23 protein-coding genes are annotated in these 21,774 nt (G+C 61.6%); 11 read left to right on the top strand and 12 right to left on the bottom strand.

The window, feature by feature from the left end; genetic code table 11:
- The first annotated feature begins 58 nt into the window (after positions 1-58).
- Complete coding sequence (locus tag DBR46_RS13395) at positions 59-1,255, top strand: MFS transporter (protein ID WP_124526573.1); 1,197 nt, start codon at positions 59-61, stop codon at positions 1,253-1,255.
- On the opposite strand, the gene DBR46_RS13400 is transcribed toward DBR46_RS13395, so the two are convergent.
- The 3 genes from DBR46_RS13400 to DBR46_RS13410 all read right to left on the bottom strand — a co-directional run bounded on the left by DBR46_RS13400 (position 1,167) and on the right by DBR46_RS13410 (position 4,194).
- On the bottom strand, positions 1,167-2,609 hold the full coding sequence (locus tag DBR46_RS13400) for an NCS1 family nucleobase:cation symporter-1 (protein WP_124526574.1): 1,443 nt from the start codon (positions 2,607-2,609) through the stop codon (positions 1,167-1,169). The genes DBR46_RS13395 and DBR46_RS13400 overlap by 89 nt on opposite strands.
- 197 nt (positions 2,610-2,806) lie before the next feature.
- The gene (locus DBR46_RS13405; protein ID WP_124526575.1) at positions 2,807-3,205 is read right to left on the bottom strand and encodes a DUF2177 family protein; all 399 of its coding nucleotides are present in this window, start codon (positions 3,203-3,205) and stop codon (positions 2,807-2,809) included.
- A gap of 152 nt (positions 3,206-3,357) precedes the next feature.
- Positions 3,358-4,194 carry a S1 RNA-binding domain-containing protein gene (locus DBR46_RS13410; protein ID WP_017735376.1) on the bottom strand — a complete coding sequence of 279 codons (837 nt, stop codon included), beginning with the start codon at positions 4,192-4,194 and terminating at the stop codon, positions 3,358-3,360.
- Positions 4,195-4,517: 323 nt separating this feature from the next.
- Here DBR46_RS13410 and DBR46_RS13415 point away from each other — a divergent pair, with 323 nt between their 5' ends.
- The 3 genes from DBR46_RS13415 (at position 4,518) to DBR46_RS13425 (ending at position 6,559) form a co-directional block, all read left to right on the top strand.
- On the top strand, positions 4,518-4,697 hold the full coding sequence (locus DBR46_RS13415; protein ID WP_003193095.1) for a hypothetical protein: 180 nt from the start codon (positions 4,518-4,520) through the stop codon (positions 4,695-4,697).
- A 206-nt stretch (positions 4,698-4,903) separates the two neighbouring features.
- Positions 4,904-5,626, top strand: coding sequence for a TorF family putative porin (locus DBR46_RS13420; protein ID WP_124526576.1), 723 nt, complete (start codon positions 4,904-4,906; stop codon positions 5,624-5,626).
- A gap of 66 nt (positions 5,627-5,692) precedes the next feature.
- Complete coding sequence (locus DBR46_RS13425; protein WP_124526577.1) at positions 5,693-6,559, top strand: DUF6279 family lipoprotein; 867 nt, start codon at positions 5,693-5,695, stop codon at positions 6,557-6,559.
- Here DBR46_RS13425 and copD read toward each other — a convergent pair.
- The 5 genes from copD to DBR46_RS13450 all read right to left on the bottom strand — a co-directional run bounded on the left by copD (position 6,556) and on the right by DBR46_RS13450 (position 10,879).
- Positions 6,556-7,419 (bottom strand): copper homeostasis membrane protein CopD, encoded by an 864-nt coding sequence (gene copD / locus DBR46_RS13430; protein ID WP_124526578.1) that lies wholly within the window; start codon positions 7,417-7,419, stop codon positions 6,556-6,558. The two genes, DBR46_RS13425 and copD, sit on opposite strands and share 4 nt — an antisense overlap.
- Positions 7,416-7,790: a copper homeostasis periplasmic binding protein CopC gene (copC, locus tag DBR46_RS13435; RefSeq protein WP_124526579.1), complete on the bottom strand. Its 375-nt coding sequence runs from the start codon at positions 7,788-7,790 to the stop codon at positions 7,416-7,418. The genes copD and copC overlap by 4 nt, the downstream gene beginning before the upstream one ends.
- A 49-nt stretch (positions 7,791-7,839) precedes the next feature.
- On the bottom strand, positions 7,840-8,655 hold the full coding sequence (locus DBR46_RS13440; protein ID WP_124526725.1) for a copper resistance protein B: 816 nt from the start codon (positions 8,653-8,655) through the stop codon (positions 7,840-7,842).
- Between the two features lie 10 nt (positions 8,656-8,665).
- The gene (locus tag DBR46_RS13445; RefSeq protein ID WP_124526580.1) at positions 8,666-10,363 is read right to left on the bottom strand and encodes a copper resistance system multicopper oxidase; all 1,698 of its coding nucleotides are present in this window, start codon (positions 10,361-10,363) and stop codon (positions 8,666-8,668) included.
- 126 nt (positions 10,364-10,489) lie between these two features.
- Complete coding sequence (locus DBR46_RS13450; protein ID WP_124526581.1) at positions 10,490-10,879, bottom strand: transcriptional regulator; 390 nt, start codon at positions 10,877-10,879, stop codon at positions 10,490-10,492.
- A 155-nt stretch (positions 10,880-11,034) separates the two neighbouring features.
- Here DBR46_RS13450 and DBR46_RS13455 point away from each other — a divergent pair, with 155 nt between their 5' ends.
- Positions 11,035-11,310 (top strand): hypothetical protein, encoded by a 276-nt coding sequence (locus tag DBR46_RS13455; RefSeq protein WP_124526582.1) that lies wholly within the window; start codon positions 11,035-11,037, stop codon positions 11,308-11,310.
- A 50-nt stretch (positions 11,311-11,360) separates the two neighbouring features.
- Here DBR46_RS13455 and DBR46_RS13460 read toward each other — a convergent pair whose 3' ends face one another.
- Positions 11,361-12,707, bottom strand: a complete 1,347-nt coding sequence (locus DBR46_RS13460) for a DEAD/DEAH box helicase (RefSeq protein WP_124526583.1) — start codon at positions 12,705-12,707, stop codon at positions 11,361-11,363.
- Between the two features lie 193 nt (positions 12,708-12,900).
- Between DBR46_RS13460 and DBR46_RS13465 the strand changes: the two genes are divergently transcribed.
- On the top strand, positions 12,901-14,199 hold the full coding sequence (locus DBR46_RS13465) for a mechanosensitive ion channel family protein (protein WP_124526584.1): 1,299 nt from the start codon (positions 12,901-12,903) through the stop codon (positions 14,197-14,199).
- Between the two features lie 141 nt (positions 14,200-14,340).
- On the opposite strand, the gene DBR46_RS13470 is transcribed toward DBR46_RS13465, so the two are convergent.
- From DBR46_RS13470 to DBR46_RS13480, 3 genes are all read right to left on the bottom strand, one after another.
- Positions 14,341-15,207 (bottom strand): carboxylate/amino acid/amine transporter, encoded by an 867-nt coding sequence (locus tag DBR46_RS13470; RefSeq protein ID WP_124526585.1) that lies wholly within the window; start codon positions 15,205-15,207, stop codon positions 14,341-14,343.
- Between the two features lie 203 nt (positions 15,208-15,410).
- Positions 15,411-16,010 (bottom strand): FMN-dependent NADH-azoreductase, encoded by a 600-nt coding sequence (locus DBR46_RS13475; RefSeq protein WP_124526586.1) that lies wholly within the window; start codon positions 16,008-16,010, stop codon positions 15,411-15,413.
- A 151-nt stretch (positions 16,011-16,161) separates the two neighbouring features.
- Positions 16,162-16,476 carry a 3-phosphoglycerate kinase gene (locus DBR46_RS13480; protein WP_124526587.1) on the bottom strand — a complete coding sequence of 105 codons (315 nt, stop codon included), beginning with the start codon at positions 16,474-16,476 and terminating at the stop codon, positions 16,162-16,164.
- 49 nt (positions 16,477-16,525) lie between these two features.
- On the opposite strand from DBR46_RS13480, the gene DBR46_RS13485 reads away from it, so the two are divergent.
- From DBR46_RS13485 to aqpZ, 5 genes are all read left to right on the top strand, one after another.
- Complete coding sequence (locus tag DBR46_RS13485; RefSeq protein ID WP_124526588.1) at positions 16,526-17,449, top strand: LysR family transcriptional regulator; 924 nt, start codon at positions 16,526-16,528, stop codon at positions 17,447-17,449.
- Between the two features lie 14 nt (positions 17,450-17,463).
- Complete coding sequence (locus tag DBR46_RS13490) at positions 17,464-18,267, top strand: alpha/beta fold hydrolase (protein ID WP_124526589.1); 804 nt, start codon at positions 17,464-17,466, stop codon at positions 18,265-18,267.
- Positions 18,268-18,270: 3 nt separating this feature from the next.
- Positions 18,271-18,834, top strand: a complete 564-nt coding sequence (locus DBR46_RS13495) for a peptidylprolyl isomerase (protein WP_124526590.1) — start codon at positions 18,271-18,273, stop codon at positions 18,832-18,834.
- Positions 18,835-18,916: 82 nt separating this feature from the next.
- A complete protein-coding gene (locus DBR46_RS13500) occupies positions 18,917-20,749 on the top strand; it encodes an ABC transporter ATP-binding protein (protein ID WP_124526591.1) in 1,833 nt (610 codons plus the stop codon).
- A 288-nt stretch (positions 20,750-21,037) separates the two neighbouring features.
- Positions 21,038-21,739: an aquaporin Z gene (aqpZ, locus tag DBR46_RS13510; RefSeq protein ID WP_124526592.1), complete on the top strand. Its 702-nt coding sequence runs from the start codon at positions 21,038-21,040 to the stop codon at positions 21,737-21,739.
- The last annotated feature ends 35 nt before the right edge of the window (positions 21,740-21,774 follow it).

Here is a 21,774-nt window from a genome sequence, read left to right on the forward strand (position 1 = left end):
CAGAAAGTCAATCCGCTTTAGCCTGAAAGTCATTCGTTGACCCGCAGGAAAACAGCCCATGTCGCCCCTGATTCGTTTACTCGCCAGCTTTATCGCCCTGATGATGGCCATGGGCATTGGCCGCTTTGCCCTCACCCCGCAAATGCCGCATTTGCTCGGCGAAGGGCAGATCGACCTGACCGGCGCCGGCCTGATTGCCGCGGCCAACTACCTGGGTTACTTCGTCGGGGCGGTGGATTCGATCTTCGCCCGCAGCCATCACCACGTGCGCGGCCGGCTCTATGGTGGGCTGTGGTTGTGCGTGCTGCTGACCTTGGCGTCGTACTGGGCCCATGGGTTCTGGTCCCATCTGCTGTTGCGCTTTGGGACCGGCGTCGCGAGTGCCTGGGCGTTGGTGATGATCACCAGCCTGAGCCAGCCGCTGGCGCTTGCCGCCGGGCGTCCGCGCCTGGGCGCCCTGGTATTTGCCGGGCCGGGGCTGGGGATTTTTCTCACAGGGGTGCTGGCACTGGGCTCTAACCTGCTAGGCCAGGACTCGGCCACCTTATGGCTGGTCTATGGGGCGGTGGCGCTGGTGATGCTGCTGGCCGTCCTGCCCTTCCTGCCCCAGCCGACACCGGCCACTGCGGCCACAGTCACTGCGGGCAGCAACCAGAGCATCGCGCACCTGGGCTGGATCTACTTTTTATTCGGCTTGGGCTACATCATCCCCGCGACCTTTCTGTCGCAGATGGCCAATGCGCAATTCAAAGGCGCCTGGCAGGCCGATCTGTTCTGGCCGTGTTTTGGCTTGGCGGCAGCGCTGGGCGTAGTCGTCGCCAGCCTGCGCCGTAAGGACCCGAACACCACGCGGCGCTGGCTGATGACGACATTGTGGCTGCAAGCCGCTGGTGTGTTCGCCTGCCTGCTGGGCAATGCCTGGGGCCTGGCACTGGGCGTGCTGCTGTGTGGCGCGCCGTTCCTGGCATGCATGCAGTTGGTCATGACGCGACTGCGCGACATCGCCCCCCACGGCTATCAGCGCAGCACCGGTTTGCTCACCGCCAGTTTTGCCATCGGCCAGTTGAGCGGGCCGTTGCTGGCGTCGGTGAGTAGCCACCTGAGCGGCGGCCTGCACCCGGCATTGCTGATCGCCGGATGCGGCCTACTCGTGGCGGGTGTGTTGCTTAGCCAGCCACCAAGGGCACAGGCACGCGAAGCTGTTCACGGCGTGCCAGCACCAGGAAAAACAGCCCACCCAGGAAGCACCCGGTAAACCAGGCGAAGTTGGCCATGCCCTGCAACGCCGGGGTGAAGGTGATTGCGACACCCACCAAAGTGGCCGGCACCAACGCCTTGACCGCCGTCCAGTTCACGCCGCCGTCGAAGTAATAGCGCCCGCTGGGGCTGTCATCGAACAACGCGTCCACGTCGATCTTCTGCTTTTTGATCAGGTAGAAATCCACCAGCAGGATGCCGAACAACGGCCCGATGAATGCGGCGAGGATGTCCAGGGTGTAATGGATCATCAGCGGGTTGTTGAACAGGTTCCACGGAGTGATGAAGATCGACGCCACGGCGGCGATCATGCCGCCAGCGCGCCAGCTGATCTTGCTGGGGGCGACGTTGGCGAAATCAAACGCCGGGGAAACAAAGTTGGCGACGATATTGATGCCGATGGTGGCGGTCACAAAGGCAAAGGCGCCGAGCAGCACGGCCATGCTGTTGTCGATGCGCGACACCGTGGCAATCGGGTCATGGAGCATTTCGCCAAACACCGGCAAGGTGCCCGACACGATCACCACGGTGACCAGCGAGAACGCCAGGAAATTCACCGGCAGCCCCCAGAAATTGCCCCGTCGTACGTCGTGCATGCTGCGGCAATAACGGCTGAAGTCGCCGAAGTTCAGCGTCGGCCCGGAGAAGTAAGACACCACCAGCGCCGTCGCAACGATCACCTGACCGAACGCCTGCCAGCCTGACAGTGATTTTTCCGACAGGGTAAAGCTGATATTCGCCCAACCGGCTTTCCACACGATCCAACCGGCCAGGGCAAACATGACCGCATACACCACCGGCCCCGCCCAATCGATAAAACGCCGGATGGACTCCATGCCAGCCCAGAACACAGCCGCTTGCAGCACCCATAGGCTGAGGAAGCCGAACCAACCAAGGTAGGACAGGCCCGCGAAATGCGGTTCTGCGTATACCGCCATCTGTGGGAAAAAGCGCAGCACTACGATGATCAGCGCGCTGGAAGCCAGATAGGTCTGAATCCCATACCAGGCCACGGCGATCAGGCCGCGAATCACTGCGGGAATATTCGCGCCGAACACCCCAAACGCCAGCCGGCAAATCACCGGGTATGGCACCGCGGCTTGCTGGCTCGGCTTGGCCACCAGGTTGGCGATCAACTGCACGATGCAGATACCGGCAAGCAAGGCGATCAACACCTGCCAACTGGCCAGGCCCAGCGCGAACAGGCTGGCGGCAAACACGTAGCCGCCGACGCTGTGCACATCGCTCATCCAGAAGGCGAAGATGTTGTACCAAGTCCACTTTTGCGGCAGTGGGCCAAGGTCCTCGTTGTACAGGCGTGGGCTGTAGCCTTTGGGCAATTGTTCGGTCATCGCTGGGCTCCTCGTCATACCGGCCTGCGCTGCCGTAGCGGTGTGCATACGGGAGGCGGCATGGTTTGTATACGAAGCAGTCAGCAGAATGCGTGCCAATGGCACACAATCCCCTTGGAACGGCGCTCCAAAGGCAAGAGTCAGGGTTTGGGAGCTGGGTGCCGCTCAGCAACGGTGCATGAAAATCCTGTACACAATCATTGCCGCACCCGATGTGCACACAAATATCCAACCGTGCAGCAAGCCGCCGTCAGGCAGGTGCCCCAGGCCATATCCATTAAGGCCAACCCGGCAGACCAGCCGTGCAGCGTGGCCCAGTTGCTCAAGTCATAGGTGCCATAGGCCACCAGGCCCAACAAGGCGCCCAGACGCGCCGCGCGCTGCCAACTGACGCTGGGCAGGACGACGAGTACGACGCAACCGAGGACATACAGGAGATAGAAGAGTGTGGCGGGCAACAACTGTGGCTGATCAAGCATCAGCGGGCCCAGCAGGGTTTTGTAGGTCGGGCCCATGAGGACGCCGAGCCAGAGGCCGTCGAGCACCAGAAAGGCGAGCAAGGTACCGAGGTAGGCGAACAACGACTTTTTGGACATGACGCACCTCTGTAGGAGACGGCTTTATGTGGCGAGGGAGCTTGCTCCCGCTGGAGTGCGAAGCGCTCCCAAAATCGTGGGGCCGCTACGCAGCCCAGCGGGAGCAAGCTCCCTCGCCACAACTAGCCCGTTCCTACAGAGAGAAACTTCAATCAGCTTAGTTCAATGCGATCCGCGTGAATCACGATCTGGCCCTGCTTATATAGGGCGCCGATGGCCTTCTTGAAGTTGCCCTTGCTCACGCCGAACAAGTTGCTGATCACCGCCGGGTCGCTCTTGTCGCTGACCGGCAGGCTGCCGTTGTTTTCACGCAACTTGGCAAGGATCTTCGAGTTCAGGCTGGAGGCCGCTTCCTGGCCCACGGGCTGCAGGCTCAGGCTGATGTTGCCATCGGCGCGGATCTCTTTGATAAAGCCTTTCTCTTCCTTGCCCGGGCGCAGGAACTTGAACACTTCATTCTTGTGGATCAAGCCCCAGTGCTTGTTGTTGATGATCGCCTTGAAGCCCATGTCGGTGGCTTCGGCCACCAGCAGATTGACTTCCTGGCCCACCTGGTAATTCGCCGGGGTCTTGTCCAGGTAGCGATCCAGGCGCGCGGTCGCGGTGATGCGCTTGGTGTGCTTGTCGAGGTAGACGTGCACCACGCAATATTCACCAGCGGTCATCTGGCGCTTTTCTTCCGAATACGGCAGCAACAGGTCCTTGGGCAAACCCCAATCGAGGAATACACCGATACTGTTGACTTCCACCACTTTCAAACTGGCAAACTCGCCCACTTGAACTTTCGGCTTTTCAGTCGTGGCGATAAGTTTGTCATCGCTGTCCAGATAAATAAAAACGTTCAGCCAGTCTTCATCTTCACTGGGAATATCTTTGGGGATATACCGGTTGGGCAAGAGGATTTCACCGTCTTGCGCGCCGTCCAGATACAGACCAAAGTTAGTGTGTTTAACCACTTGCAAGCTGTTGTAGCGACCGACCAAAGCCATTTTTCAATACCCTCATTACGTGGGCGGCATTCTACCCGAGTTGCGCCCGCCACGCGCGCGCCCCTGAAAAATCGCGGGCTGGCGTGGCGTGCTGATGGCCCTGCCCCGCTCGTCCGATCGATCGCCTCAATTTTACCGCTACGTACGCCGCCACCAGCCCGATGGTTTTGAGTTAAAACAGTAAGTTAGAGGCTTATTTCAAAGATATACCTGGGTTGTTTCCAGGTGCACTGCTTATTCCCGGGGGATATTTGCCAAGCAATTGTCAAGTATTTCCTGTACGATGCCTGGCCAAGTTAATTTTCTACAGGTTAGTGGCCGCCATGCGCGTAAAAGCATCCAACAGCAAAGCAAAGCCAGCTCCCGCCGTTGAAACCAGCGAATCGATCAACAGCCAGATTGCTGCTTTCCTCAAGTCCGGCGGCGAAATCCAGCAAATTGCCAAGGGCGTGAGCGGCCAGACTTTCGGCCCGTCCAAGCAGATCAGCCTGGGCAAGAAGTAATACCGCGCAACACACCTGGTCCCTAAGCGCCTTGCCATCAAGGCGCTAGGACTAGAGCCCGCAACACCCTCCCGACACATTCAATCTCGCACCAATCGACGAACGGGGCTCAAACCCAGGCATTCGCCGGTATGCTTGCACACGTCTAGCACGGGCATCTTCCCGACTTTTTCAGTTATTGCTCCTCGCTTTTCATGGAGTGACGCATGTTCAAACCCTGCATTTTCCTGCTCACGGCCCTGGTCGCCAGCCCCCTTGCCGAAGCGCAGATCTTTCAGCGCGAACTGGGCGACTTCGACTTGAAGTTGGGTACCACCCCCAGCCGCAGCATGGCCCAGGGCCTGGTCAAGCCCACCTCGCCGGGCAGCGATTCATTCCATGGCGGGCTCGACCTGAGCCACGACAGCGGCCTGTATTTCGGCCAGTTCTCACCGAGCATGGGCCTGTCGCCGGACAGCACCCTCGAAGTCGACTCCTACCTGGGCTTCAAACACCCCTTCGACCAGACCCTGGGCTACGAAGTCGGCCTGATCCACTACAGCTACCCCAAGCTCAGCCCCCTCGACAGCCAGGAGTTCTACGGCGGCCTGAACCTGCTGGGCAACCGCTTCGGCGCGTCCTTCAGCAACGACCCGGGCCGCCAGGACAGCACCCTGTTTGCCGACCTCGGCGGCACGCAACCCTTCGGCATCGGCGTCAGCATGAAGTACACCACTCATCAGTTGGGCAGCCCGGTCGCGGTCGACGGGGGCTCCATCCGCAGCTTCAGCGATTGGTCGGTGCAATTCTCCCGAGCCTGGATGGGCGTTGACCTGAACCTGATCTACAGCGACTCCAGCCTCAGCGGCGGCGATTGCTCGGCCTACTCCGGACACAACTCGCAATGCGATGGCCTGTTGACGCTGAAGGCCGCGCGGTCGTTTTATTGATGGGCTGAACTGTCGCACCCCGCGCAGGTTCACATGCACACACCTTCTCTGCGCAAGGACCCGCCCATGCTGCGTCGGCTCAAACTCCTGGTGGTATTGCTGGCCCTCAGCCTGGTGCTCGCTGGCTGCAACCGTGTCGGCCTGGCCTATCGCAACCTCGATGTGATCATCCCCTGGACCCTCAGCGACTACCTGGACATGAATGCCGGGCAGAAGAGCTGGTTCAACGACAACCTCAAGGCACACCTGGCCTGGCACTGCACCACCCAACTGCCGGGCTACGTCGACTGGCTGGACCGCCTGCAACAGATGGCCGACAACCGCGAGGTCAGCGACGCCGCCCTGCAAGCCCGTACTGCCGAAGCCAAGCAGGCGATCGGTGAAATCGCCCGGCAAATCACCCCGTCGGCCATCGAACTGTTGCAAGGTCTCGACGACCAGCAGGTGCAGGACATGAACAACGCCCTGGCCAAGGACCTGCGCAAGCGCCAGGACGACTACCTCAAGCCATCATTGGCCGAGCAGATCAAGGCGCGCGCCGAGCGCATGAGCAAGCGCCTGGACGACTGGATCGGCCCGCTCAGTGCCAGCCAGCAGAGTCGGGTCAACGCCTGGTCCGTCGCGCTGGGCGAACAGAACCAGGCCTGGGTCGGCAACCGCGCCCGCTGGCAGGCGCATTTCATCGCGGCCGTGCAGCAACGCCACGACGCGGACTTCCCACAGAAAATCGAGCAACTGCTGGTGGACCGCGAAAGCCTGTGGACCCCGCAATACCGCAGCGCCTACGCACAAACGGAAACCGCAGCGCGCAGCCTGATTGTCGATCTGATGGCCGAAAGCACCCCGGCGCAACGCCAGAAACTCACCCGAAAAATCGACAAGGTACGCAGCGATTTCCAGTCGCTCAAATGCCTCAAGAGCACGCCGTCCTAGCTGGGCGCCAAAGTGCCCAACCACGCGACCAGCCCCAGGATCACCACCCCCGACGCCAACTCCAGGGCGATGCTGCGGCGCAACGCCTTGAGCGCCACCCCATGTTCGCCCGCTGCCAGGGACCGTTGCAGCGACGGCGCCAGGTGCACACGATTGAGCGCCGCCAACCCCAGCATCAGGCCGAACAATCCCAACTTGAAGCACAACAGCAGCCCATACAGCCCAGCCGTGATGCCATCCAGATTCGGCCCGACCACAAACACATAATTGGCCACACCGGTGATAATCAGCACCAGCACAAACCCGCTGCCGATACGCGCAAACCCTGCCAACGTGCGCGCCAGCGCCTGCACACGCCCGGCCTGCGGCAATGACCGCCTCACCAGCAACAGTCCGAACGCCGCCAACGCCCCGACCCAACCCGCCGCCGCCAGCAGGTGCGCGCTGTCGCTGAGCACATGCCAGAGCCGCAACGTGCCTTCGTGCATCGCGCCATGCCCGGTCCACGTCAGCGTGACCAGCGCGATACCGCCGCACAGCGTGGCCAGCCTCGTGTCCAGCACAACCAACACCAGCGCAACCACGCGCAACCACCACGTCCAGCCCAGTTCGGTCTGCCCCAGCATCATGTGCAGGTGCGCCCACAACGTCGGCCAATCCTCGGCGCCGCTCATGGCCTGGGTCATGGACAGCATCGACAGCACCGAAAACAGCACCCCCAGGCCCGCCAACACACGCAGCAAGGGCTGCGCACTCAACAGTCGGGGCTCGGCATAAAAGCCAAACAACCCCAGGCCAAACACCAGCATCAAGTCCGAATACAACGCAAAGCGCAGCAACACCGGGATCAGTTCACTCATGGCTGGACGCTGAACACCACATTGCCGAGGATCGGGTGTGTATCCGACGACACAGCACGCCAGTCCACCTGATAGGTGCCGGCCGTCAGTGCGGAGGCGGGCTTGATCAGCATCACTTTGGGGTCGGTACTGGCAGCGACGCTGGCCTTCACCGGCATTGGCGCGTGGGCCATGCCTTGCATGCCGGTCATGCTCAGCTTGGCGCCGGAAAACTGCGTCAGCAGGTTTTCCGAGAAGTGCAGTTCAATCACTGCGGGCGCAGGGCCCTGGGCGCCCGCTGCCGGAATGGATGAGAGCAGTTTGGGATGGGCTGTGACCGAAAGGCTGGTGAGCAACGCAACGCCCACCAGCGCGGTTTTCAACATCGACATGCAAGGCTCCAGGCCGCTCATGGCGGCGAGTTATAAGAAGAGTGAAACGTCAGAACCACAGGCGCACACCCGCGACCCAGCGCCATTGGCTGGCGTCTTCGCCTTCATCGCGGGCGTATTGCGCGGTCTGGCCATAGCTGCGATGCCAGGTGAAACCCACATAGGGCGCAAACTCGCGGCGCACCTCGTAGCGCAAGCGCAAGCCGACTTCACTGTCGGCCAGGCCGGAGCCGATGCCGCGCTGCGGGTCATTGCGCCCGTAGAAGTTGAGTTCGGCGGTCGGTTGCAGGATCAGGCGGTTGGTCAGCAGGATGTCGTAGTCACCTTCCAACCGTGCGGCGGTGCGCCCGGCTTCGCCGATGAACAGCGTCGCTTCGGCCTCGAAGTTGTAGAGCGCCATGCCCTGCGCGCCGAAGGCGGCCCAGGTCTGCCCATCACCCGGCTTGAAGTCCTGGCGCACGCCGCCGACCAGGTCCCACCAAGGGCTGATGGCATGCCCCCAGAGGGCCTGGGCCTCAGCGCTGTCTGTGCGGCCGGCGCTGCGCTCGCCCTCGGTACGCAGCCACAGGCGGTCGATGTCGCCGCCAAGCCAGCCCTTCATATCCCAGCTCAGCGCCCCTTCACCGCCGCCGCCCTGCCACTCCAACTGGTTGATCAACAGCATCGAATTGACGCCGCTGTCATGCACCCTGTGCCCGCCGGGCGCGGTGTACACCGCAGCGCGATCAGCATCGGTCAGCACTGGGATCGGTGTACGGCTCTCGGTGAGTGCCGGTGTCGCCGGGCTCATGCCTTGAAACTCATCCGCCAGCACCCACGGGCTGCACCCCAGCGCGATGACCACAGCAACCACACGACGGCTCATCCTCAGGTCCTTATTCATGCACGCGCACCTCACGGAACATGCCCATTTCCATGTGGTACAGCAGGTGGCAGTGATAGGCCCAGCGGCCCAGGGCATCGGCGGTCACACGGTAGCTGCGCCGGGAGCCGGGCGGCATGTCGATGGTGTGCTTGCGCACCTGGAACTGGCCGTTCTCGTCTTCCAGGTCGCTCCACAGGCCGTGCAGGTGAATCGGGTGGCTCATCATGGTGTCGTTGACCAACACCAGCCGCACCCGCTCGCCGTAAGTCAGTTGCAACGGCTCGGCAGCGGAGAACTTCACCCCATTGAATGACCAGGCGAACTTCTCCATATGCCCGGTGAGATGCAGCTCAATGGTGCGACTGGGGTCGCGGCCGTCGGGGTCTTCAAAAGTGCTGCGCAGGTCGGCGTAGGTGAGGACCCGGCGGCCATTGTTGCGCAGGCCGATGCCCGGGTCGTCGAGCTTGGGCACCGGGCTCATGGCTTGCATGTCCACCAGCGGGTTGTTCTGTTCGCTGGCCGGATGGCTTTGCATTGCCATGGTGCTGTGATCCATGCCTTCCATATCCGCCATGGCGCCGTGGTCCATGCCGCCCATGCCCATGTCGTCCATGGTGATCCACGGGCGCGGATCGACGGCCGGGACCGGCGCGGTCAAGCCGACTTGCCGGGCCAGCGTGCCCCGGGCAAAGCCGCTACGGTCCATGGCCTGGGCAAACAGCGTGTAGGCCGGCGCCGTAGGCTCGACCAGCACGTCAAACGTCTCTGCCACGGCAATGCGCAACTCATCGACGCTGACCGGTTGGACCGGCTGGCCATCGGCGGCCACCACGGTCATTTTCAGACCGGGGATGCGCACGTCGAAATAGCTCATCGCCGAGCCGTTGATAAAGCGCAGGCGAATCGTCTCCCCCGCCGCGAACAGCCCGGTCCAGTTGCGCTCGGGCGGCTGGCCGTTGAGCAGATAGGTGTAGGTCTCGCCGCTGACGTCCGCCAGGTCAGTGGGATTCATCTTCATTTGCGCCCACATCAGGCGGTCGGCAGCTGTGGCAGACCAGCCCTTTGCCCCCACATCACGCACAAAGTCGCCCACGGTGGGTTTGTGCAGGTTGTAGTAATCGGACTGTTTCTTCAGGGTCTTCATCAGTGCGACGGGGTCTTCATCCGTCCAATCCGACAGCATCACCACGTAGTCACGCTGGTAACTGAAGGGCTCGGGCTCTTTCGGATCGATCACCAGCGGGCCGTATACACCTTGCTGTTCCTGGAACCCGGAATGGCTGTGGTACCAGTAGGTGCCGTGCTGCTTGACGGTGAACTGGTAGACAAACACCCCGCCCGGCTCGATGCCCTTGAAGCTCAGGCCGGGCACGCCGTCCATGGTCGAGGGCAGCAAAATGCCGTGCCAGTGGATCGACGTGGGCTCGGCCAGGCGGTTTTTCACGCGCAGGGTCACGGTGTCGCCTTCGCGCCAGCGCAGCAACGGGCCGGGCAGGCTGCCGTTGATGGTCAGCGCGGTGCGGTGGCGGCCGGTGAGGTTGACCGGGGTCTGGTCGATAAACAGGTCAAATTCGCTGCCCGCCAACACGCTGGGTTGGCCAGGGCTGGTCAAGGCCCAGACCGGGCTGCGCCAAAGCCCGAGCCCGCCCAGCAGGCCGCCAACGGCGAGGCCTTTGACAAAGGTGCGTCTGGAGGGTGTGGAATGCATGCCGATTCACGTCCGTCGGGGGAATGGCAGCAGATTAGGGGTGGCCGGCTGTCAGCCACCTTAGCGGCAGATTACCGATCTGACAGGTTCGCCTGGCACCGCAGCGGGTGCCGGGCGCAGTTAAGGTCAGGCGATCTGGGCCTTGGACGCGACTTCGGCGAAGGTGGCTGGGTCCAGCGCATCGCCTTGCTCGTCCAGCACTTGACGCGGGTGGTCGTTGCCCGGGATCGAACTGTCGATCAACGCCAGCAACTGCGCGCCCAACGGCGTCAGGATGAAATTCTCGCCGGTGCCGCCCTCGGCCTCTGGCCGCGGCTCGATGAAACCGCGCTTGAGCAACAACGCTTCATAATCCGCAGCGGTCTTTTTCAACGCGTCCAGATTGCCCGTGGATTCACCTGCCGTGGCCTTTTCGGCCGCCTCCTGCTCGGCATACTGGCGCGGTGCAAAACTGCCTTCACCATTCTGCACTTCGTGCAGCAAGCGCTCGATCAGATCCCAATTGTAAGTCGTCATCCTGATTCCTCCTGCGGGCGAGTGGAAAGTAGCCCGTCTAAAGGTGTGACCGGGCACGTCACTGGCCGTTCAGCCCAATGGACGAGCGTCATTTTTGTGAACTTTCCAGGCGGCGGCGACCTCCACAGAGATATCCCTGCCAAGGAGGTCCACCCATGAAAACCCTGATGAACCTGGCCATCGCGGCCGCGTTGCTGGCCGCCCTGCCCGCCTGGGCCTGTACGCCGGAAGAGGCCACGGCGAAGCGCGAGCAACTGGGCCAGGAAGTGGCCAAGCTGACCGAACAGAACGCGACCCAAGCCAAGGAGATGAACGACGAGCTGCAGAAGATGGATCTGGATACGGAAAGTGCGCAGTTCCCTGACAAGTGCCAACTGATCGACGCCCGGCTCAAGGAACTCAAGGAAGCAGCGGCCAAAGCCAAGAACTGAAGGCATAAAAAAACCGGACATATGTCCGGTTTTTTCACATCAGCCCAACCTTACTCGGCAGCCGGTGCTTCTGGCTTGCGGCGCTTGAGCGGGGCCATGCCGTCCTTGCTGACGAGCGACAGGTTGTCGGTCTTCGGCCGGTTGGCGATCTTGCGCTTGGTCGGCGACTTGGCGCCGGTTTTCTTCTTGTCACCCTTGGCGTCAGTCTTTTTCTTCTTCACGCCAACAGCCTTGCCCGACGCCTTGACCTTCTTCGGCCCAGTGTAGGTGCCTTTGACTTCCTTGATGGTACGGCGCTCGAACGACTGCTTGAGGTAGCGTTCGATGCTCGACATCAGGTTCCAGTCGCCGTGGCAGATCAGCGAGATGGCCAGGCCATCGTTGCCGGCACGCCCGGTACGGCCGATACGGTGCACGTATTCGTCGCCGCTGCGGGGCATGTCGAAGTTGATCACCAGGTCCAGGCCATCCACGTCGAGGCCGCGGGCGGCAACGTCGGTAGCCACGAGGATTTTCACGCCGCCGGCCTTGAGGCGGTCGATGGCCAGCTTGCGGTCCTTCTGGTCTTTCTCGCCGTGCAGCACGAACGCCTTGTATTCCTGGGCAACCAGGCGGCCGTAGATACGGTCGGCGGCGGCACGGGTGTTGGTGAACACGATGGCCTTCTGATAGGTCTCGTTGGCCAACAGCCAGTTGAGGATCTGCTCTTTGTGCACGTTGTGGTCGGCGGTGATGATCTGCTGACGCGTGGTGGCGTTCAGGTCGCTGACGTTGTTGACCTGCAAGTGCTCAGGGTTGTTCAGGACCTTGGCGACCATCTCGCGCAGGGTCGAACCGCCGGTGGTGGCGGAGAACAGCATGGTCTGCTGGCGGTTGACGCACTCGGCCACCAGGCGCTGCACGTCGTCGGCAAAGCCCATGTCGAGCATGCGGTCGGCTTCGTCCAGCACCAGTACTTCGACTTCCTTGAGGTCAAGGTTGCCGGCGTTGAGTTGCTCGATCATGCGGCCCGGGGTGCCGATCAGGATGTCCGGGACCTTGCGCAGCATGGCGGCCTGGACCTTGAAGTCTTCACCGCCGGTGATGATGCCGGACTTGATGAAGGTGAACTGGGAGAAACGCTCCACTTCCTTCAGAGTCTGCTGGGCCAGCTCGCGGGTTGGCAGCAGGATCAGGGTCTTGATGCTGACGCGAACCTTGGCCGGGCCGATCAGGCGGTTCAGCACCGGCAGGACGAAAGCGGCAGTCTTGCCGCTACCGGTTTGAGCTGTCACCCGCAGGTCACGCCCTTCGAGCGCGAGCGGGATGGCCGCTGCTTGCACAGGCGTTGGCTCGACAAATTTAAGCTCGGCCACGGCTTTGAGCAGGCGTTCGTGCAGGGCGAATTGGGAAAACACGGGTGCTACCTCGAAGAAATACAAAATATCAGCGGCATAGGGTACCGGTTTCGGGCGGCCAAACCGAGTTTCTTTACGCGAACGGTGCTAATCAGCTGCTTTTTTGTGAGCACTTTTGTCTGTGAAGCCAACTTTGTAGCACTTCAATGCTCTAATCGCCCCGTCTTGTCTTACAGAAGAATCGGTTTCACCCATGGATATCAAACAGCTCTGGCTCAACGTCCAAGACCTTTGGGGCGCCCTCGATGAACACCCGCTGCTGCACGCCAGCCTCGGCTTTGTGGTGCTGCTGGTGGTGGCGCTGTTGCTCGGACGGGTGGCGCGCTACCTGATCCTGCACACCATCAAATTGCTCGGCCGGCAGCCGGCGCTGCACTGGCTCAATGACCTGCGGCACAACAAGGTCTTCCACCGCCTGGCGCAAATGACGCCATCGCTGGTGATCCAGTTCGGCCTGTATTTGGTGCCGGACCTGAGCAAAACCGCGATCCTGTTCATCGGCAACGTGGCCCTGGCAATCAGCATCCTGTTCCTGATGTTGGCCATGAGTGCCCTGCTCAACGCCCTGCTGGACATCTACGCCCGCACCGAACACGCCCGCACCCGCTCGATAAAGGGCTATGTGCAGCTGGCGAAGATGGTCTTGTACGTGTTTGGCGCAATCATCATCGTCGCCACCCTGATCGACCGTTCGCCACTGTTGTTGCTGTCGGGTCTGGGTGCGATGTCGGCGGTGATCCTGTTGGTGTACAAGGACACCCTGCTGTCGTTCGTCGCCAGCGTGCAACTGACCAGCAACGACATGCTGCGGGTTGGCGACTGGATCGAAATGCCCCAGGTCGGCGCCGATGGCGACGTGGTGGACATCACCTTGCATACGGTCAAGGTACAGAACTTCGACAAGACCATCGTCTCCATCCCCACCTGGCGCCTGATGTCCGAGTCGTTCAAGAACTGGCGCGGCATGCAGGCGTCGGGCGGGCGGCGAATCAAGCGTAGCCTGTTTATCGACGCCAGTGGCGTGCGCTTCCTGCGCGACGACGAAGAAGTGCGCATGACCCAGGTGCACCTGCTCACCGACTACATCGGGCGCAAGCAGGCCGAGCTCAAGGCCTGGAACGAAGCCCAGGGCCACAGCGCGCAACTGTCGGCGAACCGTCGGCGCATGACCAACCTCGGCACCTTTCGCGCCTACGCCCTGGCCTACCTGAAAAGCCACCCGGACATCCAGCCCAACATGACCTGCATGGTGCGCCAGATGCAAACCACGGCGCAGGGTGTGCCGCTGGAGATCTACTGCTTTACCCGCACCACGGCGTGGGCGGATTACGAGCGGATCCAGGGGGATATTTTTGATTATCTGCTGGCGGTGTTGCCGGAGTTTGGCCTGAGCCTGTATCAGCAGCCGAGTGGCAATGATTTGCGCGCGGGGGTGCTGCCGGCCTTGCTCGGCGCCAGTCATTTACCGCCCCTGGAAAACAAATCTGCCTAACACCACCAACCCACTGTGGGAGCGGGCTTGTGTGGGAGCGGGCTTGCTCGCGAAGGCGGTTTTTCAGAAAAGGATGTGCTGACTGATACACCGCTTTCGCGAGCAAGCCCGCTCCCACTGAAGCCCTCTCCAACAGGGGCTTCAATGGAGGATCGGCTGCTTGCGCACACCCAACCGACTGATCCACACCGCCGCCAAAATCACCAACCCGCCCAACGCCAACCTCCCCAGCGGCTCATGCTGGTTCCAGATCAGCAGGTTCAGCAACAACCCCACCGGCACGTGGAGATTGTTCATCACCGCCAACGTGCCGCCCTGCACCAGGCACGCGCCCTTGTTCCACCAGTACATGCCCAGCGCCGTGCTGACCAACCCAAGGAACACCAGCACGCCCCATTGCAGCGGCGCATCCGGCAGGAAGTTGGCCTTGCCGAACAGCAGGAACGCCGGCAGCACCACCAGCACTGCGCCCACATAGAAGAAGCCAAAACGCCGGTAATGCGGCAGGTCGCTCGGGTAGCGTTTCACCAGATGCTTGTACATCACCTGCCCGGCGGCGTAGGTGAAGTTGGCCAGTTGCAGCAGCAAGAAGCCGCCGAGGAAGTGCGGAGTGATCTGGTCGAAGCGAATCACCGCCGCGCCCGCCACCGCCACCAGTGCGGCGACCAGCGCCCACGGATTGAAGCGCCGGTTGAGGGCGTCTTCGATCAGGGTCACATGCAGCGGCGTGAGGATGGTGAACAGCAGCACCTCCGGCACCGTAAGCACGCGAAAGCTCAGGTACAAGCACACGTAGGTCACGCCAAATTGCAGCGCGCCGATCACCAGCATGCCGCGCATGAACCCCGGTTCCACCGAGCGCCAGCGGGTCAGCGGGATAAACACCAGCCCGGCCAACAGCACACGCACCAGCACGGCGAAGTAGCTGTCGACGTGACCGGCGAGGTATTCGCCGATCAAGCTGAAGGAAAATGCCTGAATCAGGGTGACAACCAGTAGATAGCCCATGCGCGCCTCGTTTCGAATGGGCGGGACATTAAAGGTTTTCGGCGGTTGAAGAAACTCAAGGCAAAAAAAACCCGACCTCGCTAAAGCGGCAGTCGGGTAGGAGCACTCAGGAGCAAAAAGTGCAAAGGGAGGTTCATTACGCGTACTTGAAGGGTTTGCGTGGGGCTAGATAAACACGGCGCGATTATCTGGCGATTAAAGGATCAGGCCACCTGTGCCAGCAAGGCCTTGGCGTGGTTGATGCCTTTTTCCTGGAAGTCGCCACTCAGGTTCACCCCTTCGGCATGAATGAAGGTGACGTCATGGATGCCGATAAAGGCCATAACCTGACGCAGGTACGGTTCCTGGTGGTCCGACGTCGCGCCGGTATGGATGCCGCCGCGGGCGGTCAGCACAATGGCACGCTTGCCGGTGAGCAAGCCCTGCGGGCCGGTGGCGGTGTACTTGAAGGTCACACCGGCGCGCAGCACGTGGTCCAGCCAGGCTTTCAGGGTGCTGGGGATGGCGAAGTTGTACATCGGCGCAGCCATGACCAGCACATCGGCGGCCAGCAGTTCGTTGGTCAATTCGTTGGAGCGGTCGAGGGAGGCTTGTTCGCTGCCATTGCGCTGGTCCGCAGGTTTCATCCAGCCGCCGAGCAGGTTGGCGTCCAGGTGGGGAACCGGGTTAAGGGCCACGTCACGCACGGTAATCTGATCCGCTGGATGCGCAGCCTGCCATTGGCTGATGAACTGCTGAGTCAGCTGGCGGGAGATCGAATCCTGCTGACGGGCACTGCTTTCGATGATCAGAACGTTGGACATGGCTGGGTAAGCTCCATCGGTAAATGCTGTAAGGCGATGGAGTAGAGATTAAACAGAGCCAATTCGATAAAAAAGCGCAAAAAACTGCTATAACCCATCTATAAATTTGTTTATAAGCGGAGTATTCCTATGGACATGCTCCGCTGTCAGGTTATTTCGGGCTGCACGCCAGGGCGATGCGCATCTTGAGAATGGCGCGGTTGAACTTGACCGTGGTGTCGGTGCTTTTACCCGCCGGCACCGTGACCTTGCGATTGCGCGGCGCTTCCGGGCCGTTGGTGAAGGTTACCGAACACACTGCATCGTTGGTGCCGTAGTTATTCAGGCGGATCGAACTGATGTCGCCGTCCACATCAGAGGCCGTGTAGTCGATGCTCACGCCGTCGATCTTTTTTGTCACGTCGATGGGGTAGGCAAACGCGCTCATCGGCAGCAGCGCCAGCAACACACAACAGAATTTTCTCATTCGGCAGTCTCCAATAAGGACCGCCAGCTTAGGACAAGAGGAACCCATCTTGAAAGCGCCCCGCGTTACCCTCGATCAATGGCGCACGCTGCAGGCCGTGGTCGACCATGGCGGCTTCGCCCAGGCGGCTGAAGCGCTGCACCGTTCGCAGTCCTCGGTGAGCTATACCGTGGCCCGCATGCAAGACCAGCTTGGCGTGCCGCTGCTGCGCATCGACGGGCGCAAGGCCGTGCTCACCGACGCTGGTGAAGTGCTGCTGCGCCGCTCGCGGCAGCTGGTGAAAAACGCCAGCCAACTGGAGGACCTCGCCCACCATATGGAACAAGGCTGGGAAGCCGAAGTGCGCCTGGTGGTGGACGCCGCCTACCCGAATGCGCGCCTCGTCCGTGCCCTCTCCGCCTTTATGCCGCAAAGCCGTGGTTGCCGCGTGCGCCTGCGCGAAGAGGTGCTGTCCGGCGTCGAAGAATTGCTGATAGAAGGCGTGGCCGACCTGGCGATCTGCGGTTTCAGCATTCCCGGCTACCTGGGCACGGAGATGAGCGATGTGGAATTTGTCGCCGTGGCCCACCCCGACCATGCGTTGCACCGCATGCATCGCGAATTGAGCTTCCAGGACCTGGAAAGCCAGATGCAGGTGGTGATCCGCGACTCCGGCCGCCAGCAACCGCGCGATGTCGGCTGGCTCGGCGCCGAACAGCGCTGGACCGTCGGCAGCCTGGCCACCGCTGCGGCCTTTGTCGGCAGCGGCCTGGGCTTTGCCTGGTTGCCCCGGCACATGATCGAACGCGAACTCGCCGAAGGCGTGCTCAAGCAGCTACCCTTGGAACAGGGCGGCAGCCGCCACCCGACGTTCTTCCTGTACTCAAACAAGGACAAACCCTTGGGGCCGGCAACGCAGATCCTCGTGGAGCTGCTGCGCACCTTTGACACCGCCCCCTTGGACGCGCCTTTCGCCGCCCCCCAGCAAGCCTGAAACGGAGTTCACGCATGGCCTGGTTCGACCACGAAGGATGCAGCCTGCACTACGAGGAATACGGCCATGGCACGCCGCTGATCCTGATCCACGGCCTGGGCTCCAGCAGCCAGGATTGGGAGTTGCAGATCCCGGTGCTGGCCAGGCATTACCGCCTGATCGTGGTGGATGTGCGCGGTCACGGCCGCTCGGACAAACCCCGCGAGCGCTACAGCATCCAGGGCTTCACGTTCGACCTGCTGGCCCTGATCGAACACCTGGACTTGCCGCCCGCCCACGTGGTGGGTTTGTCCATGGGCGGCATGATCGCCTTTCAATTGGCGGTGGACGAACCGGCCCGGGTCAAGAGCCTGTGCATCGTCAACAGCGCCCCCGAGGTCAAGGTGCGCAGTGCCAACGACTATTGGCAGTGGGCCAAGCGCTGGAGCCTGGCGCGCGTGCTCAGCCTGGCCACGATTGGCAAGGCATTGGGCGACCGACTATTCCCCAAGCCCGACCAGGCCGACCTGCGCCGCAAGATGGCCGAGCGCTGGGCAAAAAACGACAAACGTGCTTATCTCGCCAGCTTCGATGCAATTGTGGGCTGGGGCGTGCAGGAACAACTTTCGCGGATCACCTGTCCAACCCTGGTCATCAGCGCCGACCACGACTACACCCCCGTGGCGCAAAAACAAAACTATGTAAAACTGCTGCCCGATGCGCGGCTGGTGGTGATCGAAGATTCCCGCCATGCCACGCCCTTGGACCAACCCGAAGTCTTTAACGCTACCTTGCTCGATTTTCTAAAGACAGTCGAAACCACTACCCAGGATCACTGACCCATGCTGAAAAAAATCGCCTTCTTTGCCGGTTCTGTTCTGTTCGCTGCCAACCTGATGGCGGCCGAGCCTGCCAAGGCGCCCCATGTGCTGATCTCCACCACCAACGGCGACATTGAAATCGAACTGGACCCGGTCAAGGCGCCGATCAGTACCAAGAACTTCCTGGCCTACGTGGACAAGGGTTTCTACACCAACACAATCTTCCACCGCGTGATTCCCGGCTTCATGGTCCAGGGCGGCGGGTTCACCGCGCAAATGTCGCAAAAGCCGACCGAAGCGCCGATCCGCAACGAAGCCAGCAATGGTTTGCATAACGTGCGCGGCACCTTGTCCATGGCCCGCACCAACGACCCGAACTCGGCCACCAGCCAGTTCTTCATCAACGTCGCCGACAATGCGTTCCTCGACCCGGGCCGCGACGCCGGTTATGCCGTGTTCGCCAAAGTGGTCAAGGGCATGGACGTCGTCGACATCATCGTCAACTCCCAGACCACCACCAAACAGGGCATGCAGAACGTGCCAATCGATCCTGTCCTGATCAAGTCGGCCAAGCGCATCGACTGAGGTCTACAGGGCTGTCCGCGCATGGCCCACAAGGCCATGCGCGCCTTTGAAAGGAGAGCCCGCCCCGCGGGCGTCATACCTAATGCTCTATCGTCGTTTTGAACAACTGATCGATATTTTCCGCGACGCCCCCAGCGAAGCCCCGCCCGATAAAGTCCTGCCCTTCTACCTCTATTACCTGCGCCAGGTATGGCCGCATTTTGCCGCCCTGCTGGTCGTCGGCCTGATCGGTGCATTGATCGAGGTCGCGCTGTTCAGCTACCTCAGCCGCATCATCGACCTGGCCCAGGGCACGCCGCCCGCGAATTTCTTCCAGGTGCACAGCACCGAGCTGATCTGGATGGCCGTGGTCGCCCTGCTGTTGCGCCCGATCTTCGGCGCCTTGCACGACCTGTTGGTCCACCAGACCATCAGCCCCGGCATGACCAGCCTGATCCGCTGGCAGAACCACAGCTACGTGCTCAAGCAGAGCCTGAATTTCTTCCAGAACGACTTCGCCGGGCGCATCGCCCAGCGCATCATGCAAACCGGCAATTCCCTGCGCGACTCCGCCGTGGCGGCAGTGGACGCAATCTGGCACGTGGCGATCTACGCCATCAGTTCCCTGGTGCTATTTGCCGAGGCCGACTGGCGCCTGATGATCCCGCTGGTGACCTGGATCATCTGCTACAGCCTGGCCCTGCGCTACTTCGTGCCACGGGTAAAGGAGCGCTCGGTGATTTCCTCCGAGGCGCGCTCCAAGCTGATGGGCCGCATCGTCGACGGCTACACCAATATCACCACCTTGAAGCTGTTCGCCCATACCCAATATGAGCAGCAGTACGCCAAGGAAGCGATCATCGAGCAGACCGAAAAAACCCAGCTGGCCAGCCGCGTGGTCACCAGCATGGACATCGTCATCACCAGCATGAACGGCCTGCTGATCGTGACCACCACCGGCCTGGCCCTGTGGCTGTGGACGCAGTCGCTGATTTCCGTGGGCGCGATTGCCCTGGCGACCGGCCTGGTGATCCGTATCGTCAACATGTCCGGCTGGATCATGTGGGTGGTCAACGGCATCTTCGAAAACATCGGCATGGTGCAGGACGGCTTGAAAACCATCGCCCAGCCCCTGGCCGTGGTCGACCGCGAAAACGCCCCGCGCCTTGCGGTGCCCCGTGGCGAAGTGCGCTTTGAACGGGTGGATTTCCACTATGGCAAAAAGAGCGGGATCATTGGCGGGCTGAACCTGGAGATCAAGGCTGGCGAGAAAATCGGCCTGATCGGCCCGTCCGGCGCCGGAAAATCCACCCTGGTCAACCTGTTGCTGCGCCTGTACGACCTGCAAGGCGGGCGCATCCTGATCGACGGGCAGAACATCGCCGAGGTTGCGCAGGAGTCCTTGCGCGAACAGATCGGCATGATCACCCAGGACACTTCCCTGCTGCACCGCTCGATCCGCGACAACCTGTTGTACGGCAAGCCGGACGCTACCGACGAAGAACTCTGGGCTGCCATCCACAAGGCCCGTGCCGATGAGTTCATCCCCCTGCTGTCGGATTCCGAAGGACGTACCGGGCTGGACGCCCACGTGGGCGAGCGCGGGGTGAAACTCTCCGGTGGGCAACGCCAGCGCATCGCCATTGCCCGCGTGCTGCTCAAGGATGCGCCGATCCTGATCATGGACGAAGCCACCTCGGCCCTGGACTCGGAAGTGGAAGCGGCGATCCAGGAAAGCCTGGAAACTCTGATGCAAGGCAAGACCGTGATTGCGATTGCGCATCGGTTGTCGACCATCGCGCGCATGGACCGCCTGGTGGTGCTGGAGAAAGGCCAGATTGCCGAGACGGGCAGCCATGCCGAGTTGCTGGCCCATGGTGGGTTGTATGCGCGGTTGTGGCAGCACCAGACTGGGGGGTTCGTCGGCATCGACTGAACATTTCAGGGCATACACAAATCAAAAATGTGGGAGCGGGCTTGCTCGCGAAAGCGGTGAATCAGTCAATATATCTGGCGACTGGCACACTGCATTCGCGAGCAAGCCCGCTCCCACATTTGATCAGTGCCAGGCGCCAGATTTCATCGGGCCCTTCCCCATTTGGGCACTGGATTTGTGCCACATCCCTGCTGTAATCAACGCAGTGCCCAGACAGGCGCTGTAGTAAGTGCAGGGAGCATCACGGTTTTACTGATTCGGTAGAGCGATCTATCAAGGACGTGTTCCATGTCTTTGTTCAAGCGTTCAGTCACGGAGAGTCTAGGTACGTTTTGGCTGGTGTTGGGCGGTTGCGGGAGCGCGGTGTTGGCCGCGGCGTTTCCGGCAGTCGGGATCGGTTTGCTGGGGGTGTCCCTGGCGTTCGGGCTCACCGTGTTGACCATGGCGTTTGCCATCGGCCATATCAGTGGCTGTCACCTCAACCCGGCAGTGTCGGTGGGGCTGGTGGTGGGCGGCAGGTTCCCGGCCAAGGAGTTACCGGCGTACATCATCGCCCAGGTCATCGGCGGCACGATTGCCGCGGCCTTGCTGTACTTCATTGCCAGCGGCAAGCCAGGCTTTGAACTGGCGTCGGGCCTGGCGTCCAACGGCTATGGCGAGCATTCGCCCGGCGGTTATTCGATGGCGGCGGGGTTTGTCTGTGAGCTGGTGATGACGGCGATGTTCGTGCTGATCATCCTCGGTGCCACCGACCACCGCGCCCCGAAGGGCCTCGCGCCCATCGCCATCGGCCTGGCCTTGACGCTGATCCACCTGATCTCCATTCCCGTCACCAACACCTCGGTCAACCCCGCGCGCAGTACGGGGCCCGCCTTGATCGTTGGCGGGTGGGCGATCCAGCAATTGTGGATGTTCTGGCTCGCGCCGATCCTGGGTGCGGTGATCGGTGGTTTTACTTATCGATGGCTGGGCAAGGAGGAGCCGGCCTGAAGCACAGCGGGCTCAGCCCTGCCGATAAGGCAGGG

The sequence above is a fragment of the Pseudomonas sp. KBW05 genome (assembly GCF_003852405.1).
In the GTDB taxonomy this organism is placed as follows: Bacteria; Pseudomonadota; Gammaproteobacteria; order Pseudomonadales; family Pseudomonadaceae; genus Aquipseudomonas.